Origin of the sequence: Leptospira kmetyi serovar Malaysia str. Bejo-Iso9 (assembly GCF_000243735.2) — a bacterium.
GTDB lineage: Bacteria > Spirochaetota > Leptospiria > Leptospirales > Leptospiraceae > Leptospira > Leptospira kmetyi.
Genome location: NZ_AHMP02000003.1, coordinates 1,705,494 through 1,724,639 on the forward strand (window position 1 = coordinate 1,705,494; position 19,146 = coordinate 1,724,639).

General features: G+C 46.3%; 15 protein-coding genes and 1 pseudogene. 4 read left to right on the plus strand and 12 right to left on the minus strand.

Features of this window, described 5'->3' with window-relative positions; all coding sequences use genetic code 11:
• Positions 1-5: 5 nt before the first annotated feature.
• From LEP1GSC052_RS10410 to LEP1GSC052_RS10425, 4 genes are all read right to left on the minus strand, one after another.
• Positions 6-677, minus strand: coding sequence for an LIC11874 family lipoprotein (locus tag LEP1GSC052_RS10410; protein ID WP_010575736.1), 672 nt, complete (start codon positions 675-677; stop codon positions 6-8).
• A gap of 102 nt (positions 678-779) precedes the next feature.
• A complete protein-coding gene (locus tag LEP1GSC052_RS10415) occupies positions 780-2,159 on the minus strand; it encodes an ammonium transporter (RefSeq protein WP_010575737.1) in 1,380 nt (459 codons plus the stop codon).
• Between the two features lie 40 nt (positions 2,160-2,199).
• A complete protein-coding gene (locus LEP1GSC052_RS10420) occupies positions 2,200-4,059 on the minus strand; it encodes a SpoIIE family protein phosphatase (RefSeq protein ID WP_010575738.1) in 1,860 nt (619 codons plus the stop codon).
• Positions 4,060-4,289: 230 nt separating this feature from the next.
• The gene (locus LEP1GSC052_RS10425) at positions 4,290-5,528 is read right to left on the minus strand and encodes an alpha/beta hydrolase (RefSeq protein WP_010575739.1); all 1,239 of its coding nucleotides are present in this window, start codon (positions 5,526-5,528) and stop codon (positions 4,290-4,292) included.
• 13 nt (positions 5,529-5,541) lie between these two features.
• Here LEP1GSC052_RS10425 and LEP1GSC052_RS10430 point away from each other — a divergent pair.
• A pseudogene (locus tag LEP1GSC052_RS10430) lies at positions 5,542-6,056 on the plus strand (hypothetical protein).
• Between the two features lie 29 nt (positions 6,057-6,085).
• Here the strand turns inward: LEP1GSC052_RS10430 and LEP1GSC052_RS10435 are convergent.
• Together LEP1GSC052_RS10435 and LEP1GSC052_RS10440 are read right to left on the minus strand one after the other, a co-directional pair.
• Positions 6,086-7,633 (minus strand): glycerol kinase 5, encoded by a 1,548-nt coding sequence (locus LEP1GSC052_RS10435; protein WP_040913467.1) that lies wholly within the window; start codon positions 7,631-7,633, stop codon positions 6,086-6,088.
• 157 nt (positions 7,634-7,790) lie between these two features.
• Positions 7,791-8,234 (minus strand): host attachment protein, encoded by a 444-nt coding sequence (locus LEP1GSC052_RS10440; protein WP_010575742.1) that lies wholly within the window; start codon positions 8,232-8,234, stop codon positions 7,791-7,793.
• Positions 8,235-9,319: 1,085 nt separating this feature from the next.
• Here LEP1GSC052_RS10440 and LEP1GSC052_RS10450 point away from each other — a divergent pair.
• Positions 9,320-10,483, plus strand: coding sequence for an Lcl C-terminal domain-containing protein (locus LEP1GSC052_RS10450; RefSeq protein WP_010575744.1), 1,164 nt, complete (start codon positions 9,320-9,322; stop codon positions 10,481-10,483).
• A 281-nt stretch (positions 10,484-10,764) separates the two neighbouring features.
• Positions 10,765-11,928: an Lcl C-terminal domain-containing protein gene (locus LEP1GSC052_RS10455; RefSeq protein WP_040912954.1), complete on the plus strand. Its 1,164-nt coding sequence runs from the start codon at positions 10,765-10,767 to the stop codon at positions 11,926-11,928.
• Between the two features lie 74 nt (positions 11,929-12,002).
• Here the strand turns inward: LEP1GSC052_RS10455 and LEP1GSC052_RS10460 are convergent, their stop codons facing one another.
• Positions 12,003-12,458: a PaaI family thioesterase gene (locus LEP1GSC052_RS10460; protein ID WP_010575746.1), complete on the minus strand. Its 456-nt coding sequence runs from the start codon at positions 12,456-12,458 to the stop codon at positions 12,003-12,005.
• 199 nt (positions 12,459-12,657) lie between these two features.
• Entirely contained in the window at positions 12,658-13,740 is a 1,083-nt protein-coding gene (locus LEP1GSC052_RS10465; protein ID WP_010575747.1) for a helix-turn-helix domain-containing protein, read from the minus strand.
• Positions 13,741-13,839: 99 nt separating this feature from the next.
• Between LEP1GSC052_RS10465 and LEP1GSC052_RS10470 the strand changes: the two genes are divergently transcribed.
• Complete coding sequence (locus tag LEP1GSC052_RS10470) at positions 13,840-14,601, plus strand: hypothetical protein (protein WP_010575748.1); 762 nt, start codon at positions 13,840-13,842, stop codon at positions 14,599-14,601.
• Between the two features lie 239 nt (positions 14,602-14,840).
• Here LEP1GSC052_RS10470 and LEP1GSC052_RS10475 read toward each other — a convergent pair whose 3' ends face one another.
• The 4 genes from LEP1GSC052_RS10475 to ribH form a co-directional block, all read right to left on the minus strand.
• Positions 14,841-16,085: a HEAT repeat domain-containing protein gene (locus tag LEP1GSC052_RS10475; protein ID WP_010575749.1), complete on the minus strand. Its 1,245-nt coding sequence runs from the start codon at positions 16,083-16,085 to the stop codon at positions 14,841-14,843.
• A gap of 104 nt (positions 16,086-16,189) precedes the next feature.
• Positions 16,190-18,256 (minus strand): tetratricopeptide repeat protein, encoded by a 2,067-nt coding sequence (locus LEP1GSC052_RS10480; protein WP_010575750.1) that lies wholly within the window; start codon positions 18,254-18,256, stop codon positions 16,190-16,192.
• A complete protein-coding gene (nusB, locus tag LEP1GSC052_RS10485; protein ID WP_084492216.1) occupies positions 18,249-18,665 on the minus strand; it encodes a transcription antitermination factor NusB in 417 nt (138 codons plus the stop codon). Before nusB ends, LEP1GSC052_RS10480 begins: the two co-directional genes overlap by 8 nt.
• A complete protein-coding gene (gene ribH, locus LEP1GSC052_RS10490; RefSeq protein WP_010575752.1) occupies positions 18,666-19,127 on the minus strand; it encodes a 6,7-dimethyl-8-ribityllumazine synthase in 462 nt (153 codons plus the stop codon).
• Between the last annotated feature and the right edge of the window lie 19 nt (positions 19,128-19,146).

Below are 19,146 nucleotides of genomic sequence, written 5' to 3' on the forward strand. Positions count from 1 at the left end.
TCCGATCAGTAGATGACGGTGATTCTATAATCCCAGGAATTGTTCCCGGTCTTTTCGATCGTTTCGGCTAACGGAAGACGATAACTGAGTTTTCCTAGATTCACGTCTCCCCGATTCGATCTGCAAACGGAAGCAATCGGAAAGTTCACCTTAAAAAGAATGGAACTCGTTCTCAACAATCGAAGCGTTTCGGAATAAATTTTCTTTTCTCCGTCCTTCTTCAACGTTTCCGGCCCGCGGCTGATCGTCGGGATCTCCCGTTTTACGTAAACCGTGTTTCCTTTTTTACGAATCTGCACCTTACCCAACATCGCGTCTTCGATCTGGGAAAGATCCTGAAATTCCACCTTGTAATAAACCTTCGCTTTTTCTCGGAACAAACTCGGATCGGTTTCGGGCGTTACGATTTTTTGATACGTGTAATCTTTGAGGGAAACGTTTTTGGAAAAAAATCCCTTGTTCAATCTTCCTAAAATTTCGTCTTTTTGAGTGGGTAAGAATTTAATGAGAGATTCGTCCGAATTTCTGCGGGTCGGAACCACATAAGAAACTTCTAATGTTCCCGAAAAATCGTGATTGATCGTGAGCGTTTCCTCGTAATCGAAACAGTTCGAAACGAAAAGAAGAACGATCGCTAAAAGAAAGAATTTGGAAACCCGGCCCCAGAAGTGGCTCATGCATCAAATCTGAGACCGAAAAGGATTCCGTCAACGTAATTATAAACGCCGGAAACGAACCCTTTCCGGCGCTAATACGAAATGGTTTTTAAAGTTCCATTCTCACTTAGAAATCGGATACGCCTCGTTTCCGTGTTCGAGAATATCCAAACCGGTAATTTCTTCATCCTCGGAAACCCGAAGACCCAGAGTGTATTTCAAGATCAGAAAGATGATCGAACTTACGCCGAAGGACCAAACGAACGCGATTCCAATTCCGGTCAACTGAGTCAGAACGACGCTCAATTCTCCTCCGAAAAAGAGACCGTTGATTCCGCCGTAATTCTCCTGCGCGAACAATCCCGCCGCAAGAGTTCCCCAAGCGCCGCAAACTCCGTGCACCGAAACCGCTCCCACGGGATCGTCGATATGAATTCTATCGAAGAACAATACGCTGAGCACCACGAGAATTCCCGCGATAAAACCGATGATGACCGCAGAAGAGATGCTCACGTTCGCACAAGGAGCCGTGATCGCGACAAGACCGGCTAACGCGCCGTTTAACGAAAGACCTATATCAGGTTTTTTGAACATGATCCAAGTGACGATCATGGAAGCCAACGCTCCGGAAACCGCGGCCATGTTCGTAGTTACGGCGATCACGGCGAAGTTTCCTCCGTTGACCGAGGTCGTGGAACCCGGGTTAAACCCGAACCAACCGAACCAAAGAATAAAAACTCCGAGCGCGGCCATCGACATATTGTGACCGAGAATCGGAAATAATTTTCCGTCTTGGTACTTGCCGATCCGAGGCCCGAGAATCAAAGCTCCCGCAAGACCGGCCCAACCGCCGACCGAGTGGACCACGGTGGAACCCGCAAAGTCGATAAAACCTTGTTGTTCCAAAAATCCCTTGCCGAGTCCCCAAAGTCCCGCCCAAGCAAGACTACCGAAGAACGGATATACGAGCGCGGTCATCAAAACCGAAAAGACGATATAAGAAACGAACTTGGTTCTTTCCGCCATCGCACCCGAAACGATGGTCGCGGCCGTTCCGGCAAACACCATCTGAAAGATAAAGAATGCGAATCCCCATCTATCCGGAACTCCGTCCTTAACGATCAGATTCTCCGCAATACCGGGCATACCGATTCCGAAACCCGGAAAAAGTTGAGGACCGAACATGATCGAAAATCCGACGAGCCAAAAGAAAATAGAACCCAGACAAAAGTCTATGAAGTTCTTCATCAAAATGTTCACCACGTTTTTTGCGCGGGTAAAACCGGCTTCCACGTAAGCGAATCCAGCCTGCATAAAAAAGACCATAAATGCGGCGATACAAGTCCAGAGCCAATTGATCTCGGACCTTAAAGTTGCGATGTCGGCGCTCACCGCTGTGATCGCGGGGTCCGGTGTAGGAGCGACGGATTCGGTTACGGGCGTTTCTTGGGCAAAGATTCCCGTGGTCAACAAGGCGAGGATTAATATAAAGTACCAACGCATGCAGAGCTAATCTCCTTTTTTTGTTTAGATCGAGCCGAGGTTAAACGGCTAATTTCGCTTCTTCCTCTCCATCGGGAGAAGAATCTTCTTTCTTACGCATGAGATCTTCCAGTTTCTTGAGAGAGATCTTTAGATATTCGTTCGTAGGCGCGCTTTTGATTCCCTGCTGAAGAACCTTGATCGCCTTCGGACTTTGGTTTTCCTTGAGATAACATCTTGCAAGACGAAGACTCGCCTTCGAATACGTGTGATCGATCGCAAGAGAACGTTTGAGGGAACGTTTCGCTTCGTTGATATTATCCGTTTCGTAGTAGGCGCGTCCGATCAGATAATGGATGTAAGCCGAATCTTCTCCCGATGTTTTTACGAACTTATCGAGGAACTGAATCGCCTTCGGAAAGTTGCGGTCCCTGTAGTACATTCTTCCCAAAAGAAGAAGACTGTCCTTGATCGAATCGTCCAAAGAATAAACGTCCAAGGCCTTATCATACGCGAGAGAATCGTTCTTTTCGCGCGCGGCGGTTTTTGCGACGTTCATCATCGACTTGGCCTTGTTCAAAAGCGGATTACACTGAAGAGCCATGATCGAAATGTCGTCCCCGTTTCTCGCGTCGCCTTTGTAACGTTTGAAACGCGAGATCAAAGAATCCACAAGATCCGCGACGTAGATACGATCCCTTTGTTCTTCGAGCGTTCTTTTTTCCTGACGCACCCAATCCAAAAAGCGAGTGTTGCCGAGCTCCTGACGTTCCGGATTTTTTTGTTCCACGATTCCGTCCGAGGTAAGAATGAGAATATCTCCGGGATTGATACGTCCGTGTTTTTCCTCGAAGTTGCTTCTGCTGACTTCGAAAATTCCCATAGGAACTCCGTTGGAATCGAGTTCGTCGATCACGCCGGTATCGTTTCTAAAATGAATCAGCTTTTGATGCGCACCGTTCACGTAAGAATACGAATAGTCTCCGTAAATTCTCAGGATAAACGCGGTGAAATACGTTCCGTCCGGAAGTTGAGGACGAATCGATTCTCCGAGTTCGGTTAACGTTTCGGTAAGACCCAGACCGAGAGAAGTACATCTTCTGAATTGGTAGTGGATCGACATCGTAACCAGAGCCGCGGGAATCCCGTGACCCGAAACGTCCGCGATGATGACCGTGATCGCATTGCCGTGACGCACAACGTCGAAGTAATCCCCCGAAACCTCGGTCATCGGTTCGTAGTAGGTTCCGAAATGAATTCCGTTCCAAGGAGAAATGTTCGTGTTGATGATCTGACTTTGAACGTTACGACCCATCTTCATATCGAACTCGAGTTGTTTGAGAATCGCGGCTTCCCGTTGATTCGCTTCCACAAGACCTTCGATCAAACGAACGGAAGTCAAAGCGAGGGCGAGTTGCGCCGCGAGCGCCTCGAGAATTTCGACATCGTCTTCGATGTAAAAAAAGCTGTGTTCGGATTCGACCGCGATCGTACCGAGAACCTCGTCCTTGTAAAGGATGGGAACGCACATTACGGAAAGGGTGGATTCTCCCTCGTCAATGTATTCCGGATGATACGCGAGATTTTGAACGAGAAGAGAGGACTTCGTTTTAAACGTGTGACCGGAATAACCTTCGTCTTGTGTGACGCTTCTTCTCGGCGGAGTCGTTTCCAAAAGATAACGAACCGGAACGAGAAAACCGTCCTTCCAAATTCTAAGCGTCGTATTATCGCACTCGAAGATGTCCTTACAAATGTTAATTACGGATTCATAAAGTTCTTCGTGTTTGTCGACCGAAGAGAATTCCTTACTGATATAGAGAAGAATATCGATTTTATTCTTCTCCGTTAGGCCGCCGACGACCTTATGACTCCCACGAAAACTGACTACCTTACGTTGACCAAATTTTATATCTATCATATACCGCACTCCAAGGAAAGGATTGGCTCCTTGAATTCGCTTCTGCTTTCCCTTACAACAATGCAAGAAACGTACCAGGAGAAATACGGAGAATTCTGCCCTTTTTTTAAGAATAAAGACGTTTTTAAAAGCCTCGGATTATAAAATGCTCGTAAAACAGGCATTGGAAAATCAGATCTTCTAAAAATTTAGCAGATATTAGGTGAGAATGGATCGAAATTTACGGAAGTTTAGCGACGAAATCTGGAAAACGTAGAAAGAATCCCTTCCTTGATCTTGGCCGCGATTCCGGGTTGGGAACGAAGTCCGTGTTTTTTCAAAAAGGATTCCACGTATTGAAAGACGTCGTCTTCGGCGCGGTCGCCCATCACGAGACAAGCGTGACCGTAATCGTCCGAAGAACCGTTCGCCTTGGAGATCACTCTGAATTCTTTTTTCTTGGAACCCGCGTTTTCATAAACGGAACGAACCGCCTCGGGAGTCGCGATCACGTCCTTTTCCCCCGCGATAAACAAAGCGGGAACGGAAATATTTTTTTGAAGTTCCACGTAATCGTAAAAGCCGTTGAGGGAATGCATCCGTTTGGTTTCGATCCAGTGCATAAACTGCTCGGTGACTCCGTCGCTGATGTTTTCGATCGCGTTCTTCATGATCTTCTTCACGGTTTTGGAGGAAGTCACTTTCGGGTTGTAGAGAATTTCGTCGATCGGCGTATACAATTCTCCGGCTAAGGGCGCAAGAATGGAAGCTCCGAATTTCAGATCCAACATTTTTCTCGCGCGCGGAAAGCGGGAAAGAAGACCGATCAAAGTGATTCCGATATGATTCAGATTTCCCGGACCGCCTAACGACACAAAGGCGGCGATATCCTTGGTGTCCTTTTTGTGTTCGGACATGCAAAAATGAGAATATAGAATCATCGCCCCCATCGAATGTCCCACATACGAAACACGATCGGAACCGGAAATTTTTTTCACCTTGTCGATCATCGCCGGAACGTCGTATTTCACGATATCGTCGAACGTAAAGTCCTCGTAACGCGTCGGGCTTTCGTGATAAGAACGTCCGCATCCTCTCAGAGAAACCGCGTAAACCTCGTAACCTCTGAGTTTGAGATAATACGGAAGGGAATGTCTTCGATCCAGATCGACCACGAACTTATTCGTCGCGATTCCGTGAACGACCAACACGGGCGCGAGTTGACGGTTGGGTTGGGGAGGAATATGTCTGTGAAGCGCGAGGTTCCATCCGTCTTTTGTCTTCGCGAAATGAACCTCGTCGGCGATGTCTTCTTGTCCGTATAATTTTCCGATCCAGTTCAATAGAAGCGGATGTATGAGAAGAATTAAAATCAGAACGCCGGTGAAAATGAATGCGAGCGTGGAAGCGAACAACGCGAATAACAAAAGAATTAAAAACGTAGTCGCTAAGTAGAAAGGACTTCTACGATTCTTAAGAATGGCGATCACAGAATAAAAAATAATACAAATTGGGAATTGTCAAGAATTAGAAGCTGCTTGCCCGAAAAATCCATGAAAAGAATCTGGTAGGAAGGACTGTAAGAATTCATGTCTCAAACTCCGGAATACAAACTCTACACTTCGCCCAACGGTTGGTATTCGATGGTGATCCCGGCGCATTGGGTTCACATGGTCATAGAAGGAATTCCCGCTTTTTTCGAGGAAAACGGAAGCGGCGCCTTGCAAGTCTACGCGTTTGAAAACAAGGCCGGAAATTACAATCTTCGGGAAGAATTGGAACGGTATTTAAAAACCCACGAGATCGACTTCGAAGAGGACAAGATCGCCGCGTTTGAAAACGAAGAAGGAAGTAAGATCATGGCCTGTGAGTTCGTAAAGGAGGATCGTTTCTGGATGGTTTATATGATCGCCAATCAAAAACGAATGACGTTACTCACTTACAACAGCGATGAGATGCCCCCGAGTTATTTAGTCAGCGAACTCACCACCGTTATCAGTTCGATTCGTTTTAGTTAAACGAATCGATTCTTACCTTTAATCGAATTCTACTCGATCGAAAGAGTCGCCGCGACGGCTTTCTTCCATCTTTGAATCTTCTGCGTTCTTTTTGTTGGGTCCATCTTCGGCTCGAAAGACTTATAACCTTTTTGAAGACTTTTCAGTTCGTCCAAATTCTTCCAAAAACCGATCGCAAGTCCCGCGAGATAAGCGGCTCCGGTCGCGGTCATATCCGGTTCGGGCGCGCGGTCCACTCGTACATTCGAAAAATCTGATAAACACTGAAGTAGAATATCGGACTGGGAAACTCCTCCGTCCACTTTGATCTCTTTGATCTTTACCTTCGTGTCTTGTTGAATCCCTTCCAAAATTTCGTAAAGGCTCAAGGAGATTCCTTCCAAGACGGCCCTTGCGACGTGTCTTCTGTGACTTGCCAAAGAAAGTCCGATGACCGAAGCCTTGGCGCGGGGATTGAAGTAAGGAAAACGAGCGCCGGTCGGAGTCGGAATAAAAACGATTCCTTCGGTATCTTCGGCTTGGGATGCGAGTTCGTTCAAAACCTTCGGAGTATCGGAAAGTCCGATTCCCTTACCGAGCCAATCGATCAGAGTTCCCGCGGTTGCGACAAAACCTTCGAGCATATAAGTCGTTTTACCGTCGATTCTCCAAGCGATCATCGGAAAAAGACCGCGTCTGGAAAGTTTCGCTTTCGGTCCTATGTTGATGTCGACGAACGCTCCCGAACCTTGGGAGATTTTTACTTCGCCGGGTTCGAAACAACATTGTCCGAACAGAGCGGCCATCTGATCTCCGATGGAAGCGCGGATCGGAATCGAATTTCCTCCGAGAAATTCCGGCAAAGAATGTCCGAAGTCCCCGTTGCTGTCCCTTACTTCCGGAAACAGATTCGAAGGAATTCCGAAGATGCTGAAGATCGGTTGGTTCCAGATCAACTGAAACGGATTGAACATTCCCGTAGCGACCGCGTTAGACGAATCCGTTAGGTGTTGTTTGCCGCCCGTGAGTTTATAAATGAACCAAGTGTCCAGGGTTCCGAACAGAACTTCTCCCTTTTTACATCTTTTTTTGAGTTCCGGATTCTCGTCCAAAACCCATTTCAATCTGCAGGTCGCGTGATCGGTTGTGAATCTCAACATAGAAGTCGCGATCATCATCGGGTGATTGGTCAATCTTCCGATGATCGTGGAAACGAAACGAATCAGGTTCCATATCAAATTGCGGTTCATCGCTTCGGCGGTTTTGTGGGAACGAACGTCCGCCCAGCTGATCAAGGGAGTCAGAGGTTTGCCCGAGGATTTTTCCCAGAGAAGAAAGGAACCTCGTTGATTACAAATTCCTAATGCGGCGATTTCTTTCGCGACTTGTTTGTTCTTTTGGATTTTTTTCAATAAGGAAAGAAGGGCCTTCCACAAAACTTCGGGATCGTGTTCCAAAGCCCCGGCCGTGGGAATGTTCGGAGGAGTTTTTTCGTATTGTCTTTCGACGATCTTTCCTTTGCGATCCAGTAAGAACGCTCGGATTCCACTTCCACCGCTGTCGATGGAAAGCACGTATTTGCCCTGCGAATTGGCCATTCCAGTATCTCCGAATATCGATTTATTTAAAAAGAAATCAGAAATTATAAAATCGAAGGTCTTGGATTCTGTCCATTGATTTCCCAAAAAAAATGCCCTCCGATCTTCGGAAGGCATTCCTTGCAAAACGGATTCAAGTTAGAATGTGGATTCTTTTCTAAACGAGAATCCCTCTGAGATGCGATAGTATCTCGCGGTTGTTCGTCGCGGCGAGGTCCTTTCCCATCTTATGAAAGATCATGGACTGGGACTTACGATCCATCTTATCCAAAATCATTCCAAGGAACCGAGGTTCGGAAACGAGAACGAGACTGAGAAAACGATTGGATTTTCTTCCTTGAGAAATCACGTCGGAGATCTGACTCGCAAAAGATTCCGCAACTCTTCGTTTCGGTTCTTGTACGGATTCCGTGTCGAATGCAACTCTCTGTGCCTTTGCGCTTTTGCCCGGACCGGAAGACTCGAGAATCAGTTCTCGATTTTTCTTTCTTCCTTTCGGATTTTCGATACTTTCAAGAAGTTCGAGTCCATTCCGTGTTCCTTTATACTCGAAGATTTTCGCTTCGGATCGGTTTGCGACCACCACCCATTTATTCTTCATACTCGTTTCTCCTATCGAGCACCTCTGGTGCGAGATGCTGAGTTCTTTTCGAGCACCTCTGGTGCGAGATGCTGAGTTTTCTCTCGAGCGATTCATTGCGTTTGAGAAGAATCGAAGTAGTCGAAATAAAAAACCCGTTGTATGTCCCGCTTTCCGCACTCCAAAAGATTCGTTTGAGCCGGGTCGCGCTACGTTTTTCATTCGGTCTCTTCTTCTTTTCTCACCCTTTGAATCAGAACTTTCCAATGATTTATAAATAAATCCCGAACCCGCTCTACTATATAGAAAGCATTCGCCTTAGTAAACTTTGTAAGAACTCAAAATCCCCATTGTTTTATACGAATTGATCGGAAAGTTCAATCCCTTTTTTGAGAATTCGGTTTGCGGATGGTTTTCGGAGGCTTATGTATAACGAACGTTTAGTTATCGGTTCGGTGATCCCGAGTTTATTTGAGGAAATGTGGGAACTCTTACGGATCCCTTATGGGCTGTGGGATTTTGTCGATTTCCACGGGAAAATGTAGGAACTCCTATGAATGATCGAATGCACAGGGAAAGTCATGGAATCAAAACAAGGGTGGAACTGCTACAATCCATAAAATTTAGAAATCAAAGCTTTGTAGGAACTACCACAAAACCTCCGATTTCACGAACGAACAAAAAAACGACAAAAAGAAGAAATCAACCAACCCATAAATAACATTAGAATATTTTAATTCTTTTACATAATCAAAGAAACGAACCATACCCAAAAAACGAAAAATCAATATTCCCAATGCTTACCCCATCAGTTTAATCATAAAACTTTACAACTCATCCAACTGAAAAAGGTCCTCTCGCCTTGGGTCACCATTCTTTTCCATTCAAATACCCAACCCAATCCCATATTCACAACCCAAGATATAACCTGCAAACTTTCAAAGAAGAATTGAGATTCCCCAAAAGAAGAATCAGTCGTAGGAACGACATACTTAGACATGTTCCGTTTACGAAAAAAACCGAACACGAATTCGAAATAAAAACAAAGATCTCAGAACAAAATAAATTCGGAATTTCCATTTTGTTCGAGTTGCACGAGGTTGGGTATGAGCAGAAATTACATTTACATTCTTTTCATTCTATTCCATTTTGATTGTATAGCACATCCGCCGGACAAACCGGACCCGCCCTACACTCTTCTCAATTATCTGATCAATCCTTCCGGATCGAATAATAATAACACGCCTACCCCCACGCCATCGCCTTCTTACAACCCGAGCACGATCAGCGATACGGGACAAACCCTATGCTACAACAATGCGGGCGCCGCGATCGCCTGCGCGGGAACGGGACAAGATGGAGAATTTTCCGACGTCCCCAATGTACGTTCGTTTACCGGACCAACACAACATTCTCAATATACAAACGATTATACGACCTTGGACAATCTTCGCGGTCTCATATGGAAAACTTGTCCGGAAGGTCAAACCGGCGGGACATGCACCGGACTTGCGAATCAAATTTCCATCACCAATGCTTTGTTAGGCGCTCCCGGTTCTTGCCAAACTCTCAACGCGATGAACGGAGGAAACGGATACGCGGGAAAAACCAACTGGAGAATTCCACTCATCCGAGAATTTTTTCCTCTGTATCTTTATACGAACGTTCCTACTCACATGGAAACGACTCAGTTTCCGAATCCCGATATGAGTGCGTTGTATGTTGCAAACACGGACGACGCGACAAACGCGGCCCAAGCTTGGCAGTTCGATTTTTTAAATATGACGAACACAAGAACGTTCGCAAAGAATACGAACGGCATACTTCGATGTGTTTCCGGAAATCCGCCGCCCGCACCCTCTTATCAAGTGAATACGGGAGCCTTGTTGGGAACCGTAACGGATCGAAACACCAATCTTTTATGGGTAAAATGTCCATTCGGAAAATCCTCCACAACTTGCGCGGTTGGAGTTCTCTTCGTAGGGAATGTGAATTCGGCTTATACCAACTGCAACAACTTGGTTTATGCCGGAAGAAGCGACTGGAGATTGCCGAACATCAACGAACTGCTCAGCCTGGTAGATCATTCGATTGCGGTCGCGCCCGTCATCCCGACGGCGACCTTTCCCAATTTTCCAGGGGCGGTTTTTTGGTCCTCCACGACAAATCCAAACGTTCTGAACGAAAACTTAACGATTGATTTCACAAACGGAACCGTAGTTGGAACTTCAAAGTGGGTCGGAGCTCGAGCGATTTGTGTAACGAATTGATCCACAAAACCGGGAATCTCTGCGATCGCTGCAATCGTTTTGCCCATTGTGTCACCGATTGATTCGCAGAAACAAAGAAGAGTATGTTCAGAATATAACCTGAACTCGCTTGTTCTTAAAATTTGATTCTCAAAAACCCGAGAATATCGTATGTACAAAAACGTTAGATTCATAGATCGGATTCTAAAACGGATATTGGATTCTGAAATCCGGAAATCATTAGAACATCCGTATATTCTAATCTTTGAATCTATTGTGAAATAGAACTTTGAGAACGGCCTATGAGATTCATACTTATTTTCTTAACGATGTTGCAACTCGTCTTCTGCGTAAAACCACCGGACAAACCCGATCCTCCTTACGTAGTTTTGCAGTATTTAAACGGGCAGAATTCTTCTCAAAATCAAAACAATCAGCCGCCCGCGGAAGAATGTCCGACCGGATTTTCCAACTTCAACGCAAACGCGATCTCCGATACGGGACAAGTCAATTGTTACGGCGGCGGAGGGGGCGGGGTTAGTATTCCTTGCGCCGCGAACGGAGAAGATGCGGATTACAATAACGTTCCCAACGCGAGAAGTTTCGTAGGACCTACGCAATATTGCAAATACCCGACCGACTACACGACTCTCGACACGCTTCACGGTCTCACTTGGAAGTCTTGTGTTCAGGGACAATCCGGTTCGAATTGCGGGATCGGAGTTCCGACTGCGATCACTTGGACGGCTGCAAACGCGGGTCTTCCCGGAAGTTGCACGGAATTGAATACTCTCAATGCGGGAAAGGGATACGCGGGAAAAACGAATTGGAGAATTCCGACCGTGCGAGAACTCGCTTCTTTGTTGCACTACACGAACAATCCGCACATTGACGGTCAATTTCCGAATACGTTTTCGGGCGTCAGCTATTGGAGCAATACGATCGATCCGCTGAACCTAGGAAACAATTTCGTAATTCGTTTCGACGCTCCGAATCTCGGATTCTATTCAAACCTGCAAGGATCGATCATCAATCTTCGTTGTGTTTCCGGAAATACGATCTCTCCTTTCGCCTTTGTAGACAACGGAGACGGAACGGTCACCGATTCGAATACGAATCTTCTTTGGATGAAATGTGTGGATGGAACGGCCACACCCGGATGCGCGGGCGCTGCGAACCTGCTTGATTGGAACGGCGCCCGCAATACGTGCGAATTTTCGAATTTTGCGGGAAGAAACAATTGGAGGCTTCCGAATCCAAACGAACTTTTAAGTATCGCGGATTATACGCAACCGTTGGCTCCCTTGATCCATCCGATCTTTCCGAACAGTCCCGGTTCTCATTGGACTTCGACAACCTTTGACAATATAAAAACGGGAGCTCTTCTTTTCGACTTTACAAGCGGACAACTGGGATGGAACGACAAAAGCAGTTCTCTTTCGGTCCGTTGTGTTACCGCAAACTAAAGCAAAGACGACAGATCGGACCAAACAAAAACAACGTTATGCGACACAGCTTGGAACGGAAAACGTAAAATCTTTTACAGCTTATAACCCATTTCCGGCGTCAAAGGAATCGAACTCTTTGCAAAATTACCGATTCCTCTTCCGACTTCCCTACCTCTTTCGTCCCAAAGTGTGGATTCGGCGATGATTTGATGCGCCGCGTTTTGAACGACCAAACCCTTTGCCAATAAAATCCCGGATTGAATCGGCCGGAGCAAGGTAAGATGGAACGTGGAAGTAAGAACAAAACTTCCTTTTACGAGAGAATTGGCCGCAAAGAACGCCGCGTCATCCGCCGCCTTGAAGTAAACTACACCGTGGGTCGCACCCGCCGCGTGAAAGAAATCTTCTCGGATTTGAATCCTAAGTTCGCAAGCGCCTTTGGATATGGTGAGTGTCGGTTTAAAATATTCGTTCACCGGAGCGCCGTTGTACATTTTTTCCAGTTTTCTATAATGTTCTTCCGAAGTTGTTAAGATCGTTTCTGACATAGCACAATTGGATTTCATCCTACGGAATGGAGAATTCTTTTTTTGTAGGATCGATCTCTAAAATATGTTTTCAGGAATAAACTCCGTAAGAATCGGAGGATACCGCATAAAGTAAGACTCAATCTTCCTATCGAAATAAAATTCGATATAAATCGAATGCGATCGAACGTCGTGTCGCACAAATAATTTTTATATCAAACTATTTCTTTTGTTCTCGAAACTCGCTCGGGGTCATTCCCTTTTCTTCTTTGAAGGCTCTTAAAAAACTCGTCTTCGAATTGAAACCCGCGTCCAATCCGATTCTTAAAATCGGAAGATCGGTTTCTTTTAAAAGTTCTTCGGCCTTTGCGATTTTAAATTCCCGGCAGAGTTCCAAAAATCCTTTTCCGAAATATCTTCCGATCACTTGAGACGTCGCGTGCGTGGAAATCCCCAAGATCCGGGAAAGAGTTCCCAAATCGAAATCCGGGTCCAGATAGGATTTTTCTTCATTCAAGATTTGGAATATTCGTTTTCCATTCTCCGTTACTGTGTCCTCGCTCAAATACGCTTTTTTGTATTTCGATTCTTCCTTTTCCTCGGATGCGGATTCCGCGTTTTCGGAATAAACTCGGGACCAAGCGAACACGATGATCCAAATTCCGAGCGCGGCGTTCGAAATCGTTTCCGATCGAAGTCCGGGAAACAAAACGAAGAATAAAATCGAAACCGCCAATAAAAACACGCACACCAATACGAACTTTCGAAAAACGGAAACTTCCCGGATCGCGGCGCGGGAGAATTCTTCCTCGAATCCTCCCAATCTGTAATAGATTCTCGTAAAGATCAGAATATTGAACAACAACGTGACCGCCCCGATCACCGTACATTCCAAATGCGGGGATTTACGATCTTCCAATATGTACGCGAGTTTTTCGTCCCAACCCATCGCGTAATGCGGTATCGAATATAAGAATATGAGAGTCGGAACCGCGAAGAACAGAAGAATCCAAATTCTTCTTTCTTTGGGATATCCGAAATACTTCTGAAGTGCGATCGCGAAAAGCGGCGCCGCCAACGCGCCCAAAGGATGTCCGACCCTGGATAAATGCGGGAACTCCAGCACAAGACCGGTTTGAAACGCAAGCCCGAGCGCCAAAAGAACGGACAAAAGCAAAAACGCCCAACCCAATAAGGACGAGTTTCTCCCGGATCGATTCGATCGTTTGAAAAAGAATCCGAGCAACACGGATTGAACCAATCCGGAGGCGATCACAAAGGAGCCAAAATCTAAACCGAACAAAAAATTCTCCTAAAAAACGGGTTCCACCCCATGGGGCGGGGCGACCGGTTCCTTGAAACACGCTAAAGTAGAATCGTTCGGAGGAACCCAATGTCAACAATGTTAAAGAAAACAATTATTTCCCTTCTTCTCTTTTTTACCGCATTCTCCTTAAACGCGGAAGCGGTTTCGATCCAAGGCGGTCTTTCCCAACCTCTTTTAGGCGGTTGGAATGTGGCGGGCACGTATTACGGTAAGAAATTCTTATTCGAATATTCTCACGGCACGGATCTGCACTTCGATCGTATGGGCGGCGCGGGTTTAAGCGAGGCTGAAAGAAAACAGGATCTCAAAGTGCACGTCCCTTATACGACGGGTTTCGGGATCGGTTATCTTTTCACTCCCAACTTCGATCTTCGTCTCGAATTCAAGGAACATTTTTACAGAGTTCAATCCAATACTTCGCCGGACGAACTCTATCTTTCTCAGGCTCTGGGCATTCGATCCGATCTTCCCGTGAGCGGAAACGGCGCGGAGAATTGGGTGCCTCCCCTTTCTCAAAACGAAAACTTTATGGACGTGACTCTTCGGAAAGCGGTCGAATCCGAATTTCTTTACAACGCGCATTACGTCATGCCCGGTACGACACATCGTTACAGAACCAGATCCGCGGGTCTCGGTCTTTACTATCGCATTTTTCCGTTAGGCGGCAAAGAAGGTTTGATGATCGAGCCTTCGATTCGTTTTTGGCCGAACGTCTGGACCGATTCTCCCAGTCCCGTCGCTTTCGAAAATCAATACGGGGTTTTGGGTCTTCACAAAGCTCACGATCAAGGTCTGTTCGTAAACGTTTCGATCGGTTACTACAAACGTCTGGAATAAAAACGAGGACGCAAAACGAATTATAAAGTTAGAATATTCTAAACATATTATTTTATATCGATCCGTTCGATCTCGGAAGCCTTTTACTCCATCCACGAACATTGAAGAGTATTCGGTCGGACTCGGGCTCCCCGCCCGGGTCCGACCCTTTTTTTTGAAGACGCGGCTTGTCGAGAGTTCGAGGTTTCCCGAACTTGAAGAAGAAAATTCTACACAAAGCGAGAAGGATTCAAAAATTCTTAAGGAAGTTTCGGAGGAAATTTTAAATTGAGAATTTCGCGCATCGTGTTTTCAAGTTCTACGCGAAGAGTTTTTTCGTTTTCCGAAACGTACGCTTCAAAAATGGAAGGAAGGCTATCGGGATCGTTGATCGCTCGGATCGTAGCCACCGCTTCGATGCGAAGGTTCAACTTTTCCCTAGAGTTTCTGGCAAGAACGAGTAACGCAGGAACGGCGTTCTTCTCTTTCAATTCTCCCAAGGAATGAATGAGTTGCCACTTGACCATGTTCTCTTTTTCTTCGGAAAGAATTTTCGTAAGTTCGACCGCGCTCGTGTTCGCTCCGAGTTTTCCCACGGCATACGCGGCCTTGGTTCTGAGTTCGGGTTCCTCTCCGTTCGTCAATACCGCGAGAATTCCCTGACCTCCGCCGTTGTTTCCCAGATCCAAAAGAAGATCGATCATTCTCGCCTTAAGAAACAAAGTGTCTTCCTTTGCGAGTTGATCCGAGATCGCCTTGGCTCCTTGTTTATCCTGAAAGATCAAAAGCGCTTCCAAAGAAATTCTTCTGAGATCGGGATTGGAATCCGTAAGTCCCTTATAAAACAACGAGATATACTGGCGGTTCTTTTTGTTTTTGAGAATTTCCAACGCGACCATCTTCACGTCGTCGTCCGGATCGCTCGTCGCGGACTTTTGAAACTGAGAGAATTTTTCGGTCATCCCGAGCCGATTGATCGCGATCAGATATTTTTTACGAACACCCGAACTTTCGTCGTTTGCAAGTTTATGAATCTGATTTTGAATCCTTTCGTCCTTGATGATCAAAGAAGATTCGAGAAAATACATTCTTTGTACCGGATCCTTGGACAAGGACATATCGAGCAGGATCGGAAGCGCGCGGTCGTCCTTCAAAAGATGCATCAAACGATAACTGAGGGTTCTGACCGGGGTTTCTGGATCGCTGAACGCGGCGATTACGGAATAGATCAGTCTTTTTTCCTTTTTCTTTTCCGCTAAAAGGAGAATCTCCTTTTTCAAAGTCACGTTAGTCGTCTTTTGAAAGACCGCGTCCAATGCGTTGACCCAGTTCGGCGCCAAAGAATCAAGATCGTCCAACTCCGAAAAAAGTTTTAGAACCGCGATCTGAGTGCGTTCTTCCGCGGATTCGTTTTGAAAGATCGCGGGCAGTTCCTTTACGAGATCCAAACGGTTTCTGGAACGGATTTCGGAAATCGCCGCAGCCTGCGTTTTGGAAAAGCCCATTACCTTTTCCTTAAATTCATCCTTGGGAGTTTCCGCGGCGGAGATCGAAATCGTGATGAGAAAGAATGAAAGAAAAACGGTAGGAACGCTCCGGAAAAAAATCTTCAGAAAAATCCCTCCCTGCGCGTGGATTCTTCCAGAGCGGCGGAAGCGGCGCGTTTGTTCTCATACGCTTCGGACAAGGAAGGATCGAGGTCGATCGAACTTTGAAACGCGCGAACGGCCCTCTTGAATTCTCCGTTTTTATAATAACAAATTCCGAGATAGTTATACGCGGTCGCCGCGGTTTTCGGTCTTACGTCGGAACGAACGATCGCGGTCAATTCGTCGATCGCCTTTTCACGATCCAAAATCGAATTGGAGTCTATTAGAATTTTTGCAAGTACCAAACGACCTTCCATATCGTCCGGGTCCATGTGCGCGGAACGGAACGCCTCGTCCTTGGCTCGGTTCTTCAGATCCGGGTCCTTGGACTTGTTGTATAGAAGCGCGAGTTTTTTATGAGCGTTTTTCAGATCGGCTCCGTCGCGGGAAGTATTCAACACTTTCAAAAGAATCTTTTCCGCGTTGGAATCGTCCTGCATTCCCATATAGGCTTCCGCCATTTTGAGATAAACCTTATACGCGTCGTTTTTGTGTTTTACGACTCCGATGTATTCTTCCACGGCTTCGCGAAAAAATTTATTTTCGAGAAGATAATCTCCAAGCGCTTCGCGACTCTGAACGTTCTCCGGTTCGATCGCCGTTGACTTTCTCCAGTTTTCGATGGCGAGAGTTCCGTTGCCGGAATGTTTATAAACAAGTCCTAATGTATGATAGGCCTTTGCGCTTTTCGGATTGAGTTCCAGCACTCGGTTTAACGCGGTGATCGCTTCGGAATAACGTTCCATCTGATCGAGAACCACTCCCAAATTGATGAGAGCCGTCTCGGTAAAACTGTCTCCGGGCGTGGAAGAAACGATTCTACGATAGGTTTCTTCTGCGGATAAAAGATCGCCTTTGTTGTAATACGCTTCCGCGAGTTGAAAGAGTGAATCGATATCGGTCGGATTGTATTTTAAACTTTTCTGAAGCGCGGAGATGGACATTTCTCCTTGGTTTAAATTGGAGAATCCTTCCGCGATCAGCCTATAAATTTCGGGATCGTTCGCACCCGCGTCACGCGCGAGTTCAAGATATTTGAGAGCCTCTTCCTTGTTTCCGTTTTTCTGAAGAACCACCGCGAGATTGTAGAGATACTTCGCTTCGTTCGGAGAAAGATTGCTCGCCTGACGAAAATGATATTCCGCGCTTTTATAATCCTGTTTGTTGTAGGCGATGTTTCCGAGATAAGAATGCGATAACGCCGCGAGTCTTCCCGAAGGAGTTTTCATTACGACTTTCTTAAATTCTTCCTCGGCTTGAGGGATATCGCCTTTTTTAAAATAACTGACCGCGAGATTGTAGGTCAGATACATATCGTCCGGCGCGGCGGAAAGTCCTTCCTTATACGCGTCGATGGCCGCGTCCGGATCGTTCAGTTCGTTGAAAAGATTTCCCGCAAGAAGGGAAACCCTCGGATCGTTCGGAGCGATTTCCTTCGCTTTGAGCGCGGCCATTCTCGCGTCCGCAAATCTTCCGGCGTGTTTGTAAGCGAGCGTGAGATTGTAGTACGCGTAAAAATTCTTAGGATCGTATTGAACCGCTTTTTGAAGACGTTCGATCGCTTGCGGATAACGTCCGCTTTCGTCGTGAATGACGCCTAACACGGTCAAGGCGATCGACTTCTCTTCCTGAGTTCCCGTGGAATCCAAAAATTCGTTGCAATAATCGAACGCCTGTCTCGTGAATCTTTCCTTATAAAGATTGATACACTTCGTCAGTTGTGGGTTCGCGTTTCCGTCGGGAAGATAAGGTCTTTCTAATAAACGATTGATATCCGACTTGTTTTGGATCAGATCCTTGTTGAATGCGCCCGCAAACTCGGAACCCGGAGAAGAAGAACGGAAGAATTGATAGTAAACCGCGAAACCGAGTCCTCCCAGAACGAGAACTCCCATCAAAATCCAGAATATTAGAAGTTTATTGTATGATCTGCGAATCCGAACGGGTTCCCTGTCTTCGGGAAAATAGAGTTCTTTCTCCTCCATTCCCTCCAAGAACAACCTGTTTTTTCGGATCTCTTTATCCATCGGATTTGATTTCGTTTTTGAGAATTGCGTCGAGTATTCCGTTTATGAACCGCGAGGATTCTTCGCTTTCGAATTCTTTCGTAAGCTCCACCGCCTCGTCGATCGTAACGTTCTTCGGAACTTCCCAAGTAAACAACAAAGCGTATACGGACAAACGAAGAATCGCCTTATTCACGACGCTGATTCTGGAAAAGTCCCAATTTTTGGAATACTTCTTGATCAGAGTATCGATCTGTTCCTGGTTTTTCACAACCCCATTTACGATGGAAATGGCGAAATCCCTTTCTTCGGGTTCTGTTTTTTTGTCATACCACTTGAACTTAAGAACCTCTTTGAGCGGAGGTCCGGTAAGTTCCAATTGGTAAAGTGCCATTACGGCGATTTCTCTGGATGTGCGTCTGGCTGACATTTAAAGAAGGGAAAGCAGATTGACCATTTCGATCGCCGTGGCCGCCGATTCGGCGCCTTTGTTACCGGCCTTGGTCCCCGCTCTTTCGATCGCTTGTTCGATCGTATCGGTGGTCAACACCCCGAACACGACGGGAATGGAATGTTGAACTCCGATGGAACCGATCTTCGCGGATTCACCCGCGACGAAATCGAAATGGGCGGTCGCGCCTCGGATGACCGCGCCGAGACAAATGATGGAATTGTATTTTTTAGAAGCCGCCGCTTTCGCGACCACCACGGGCATTTCGTATGCGCCGGGAACTCGAACCACGGTCACGTCTTCTTCCTTAACTCCGTGCATACGGAAGGATTCAAGAGCGCCTTTCAAAAGGCTTTCGGTGATAAATTCGTTGAAACGGGAGACGATCACACAGTGTTTTTGTCCCTTTCCGTTTAGATCTGCTTTGAGTTCTTGGATCATAGATTCCTGATTGATTCTA

What these genes read in the sequence shown, in the direction of transcription:
- LEP1GSC052_RS10410 (WP_010575736.1), bottom strand. Translation starts at nt 677, where the DNA reads ATGAGCCACTTCTGGGGCCGGGTTTCCAAATTCTTTCTTTTAGCGATC.
- LEP1GSC052_RS10415 (WP_010575737.1), bottom strand. Translation starts at nt 2,159, where the DNA reads ATGCGTTGGTACTTTATATTAATCCTCGCCTTGTTGACCACGGGAATC.
- LEP1GSC052_RS10420 (WP_010575738.1), bottom strand. Translation starts at nt 4,059, where the DNA reads ATGATAGATATAAAATTTGGTCAACGTAAGGTAGTCAGTTTTCGTGGG.
- LEP1GSC052_RS10435 (WP_040913467.1), bottom strand. Translation starts at nt 7,633, where the DNA reads ATGGCCAATTCGCAGGGCAAATACGTGCTTTCCATCGACAGCGGTGGA.
- LEP1GSC052_RS10440 (WP_010575742.1), bottom strand. Translation starts at nt 8,234, where the DNA reads ATGAAGAATAAATGGGTGGTGGTCGCAAACCGATCCGAAGCGAAAATC.
- LEP1GSC052_RS10450 (WP_010575744.1), top strand. Translation starts at nt 9,320, where the DNA reads ATGAGCAGAAATTACATTTACATTCTTTTCATTCTATTCCATTTTGAT.
- LEP1GSC052_RS10455 (WP_040912954.1), top strand. Translation starts at nt 10,765, where the DNA reads ATGAGATTCATACTTATTTTCTTAACGATGTTGCAACTCGTCTTCTGC.
- LEP1GSC052_RS10460 (WP_010575746.1), bottom strand. Translation starts at nt 12,458, where the DNA reads ATGTCAGAAACGATCTTAACAACTTCGGAAGAACATTATAGAAAACTG.
- LEP1GSC052_RS10470 (WP_010575748.1), top strand. Translation starts at nt 13,840, where the DNA reads ATGTTAAAGAAAACAATTATTTCCCTTCTTCTCTTTTTTACCGCATTC.
- LEP1GSC052_RS10475 (WP_010575749.1), bottom strand. Translation starts at nt 16,085, where the DNA reads ATGGGCTTTTCCAAAACGCAGGCTGCGGCGATTTCCGAAATCCGTTCC.
- LEP1GSC052_RS10480 (WP_010575750.1), bottom strand. Translation starts at nt 18,256, where the DNA reads ATGGATAAAGAGATCCGAAAAAACAGGTTGTTCTTGGAGGGAATGGAG.
- nusB (WP_084492216.1), bottom strand. Translation starts at nt 18,665, where the DNA reads ATGTCAGCCAGACGCACATCCAGAGAAATCGCCGTAATGGCACTTTAC.
- ribH (WP_010575752.1), bottom strand. Translation starts at nt 19,127, where the DNA reads ATGATCCAAGAACTCAAAGCAGATCTAAACGGAAAGGGACAAAAACAC.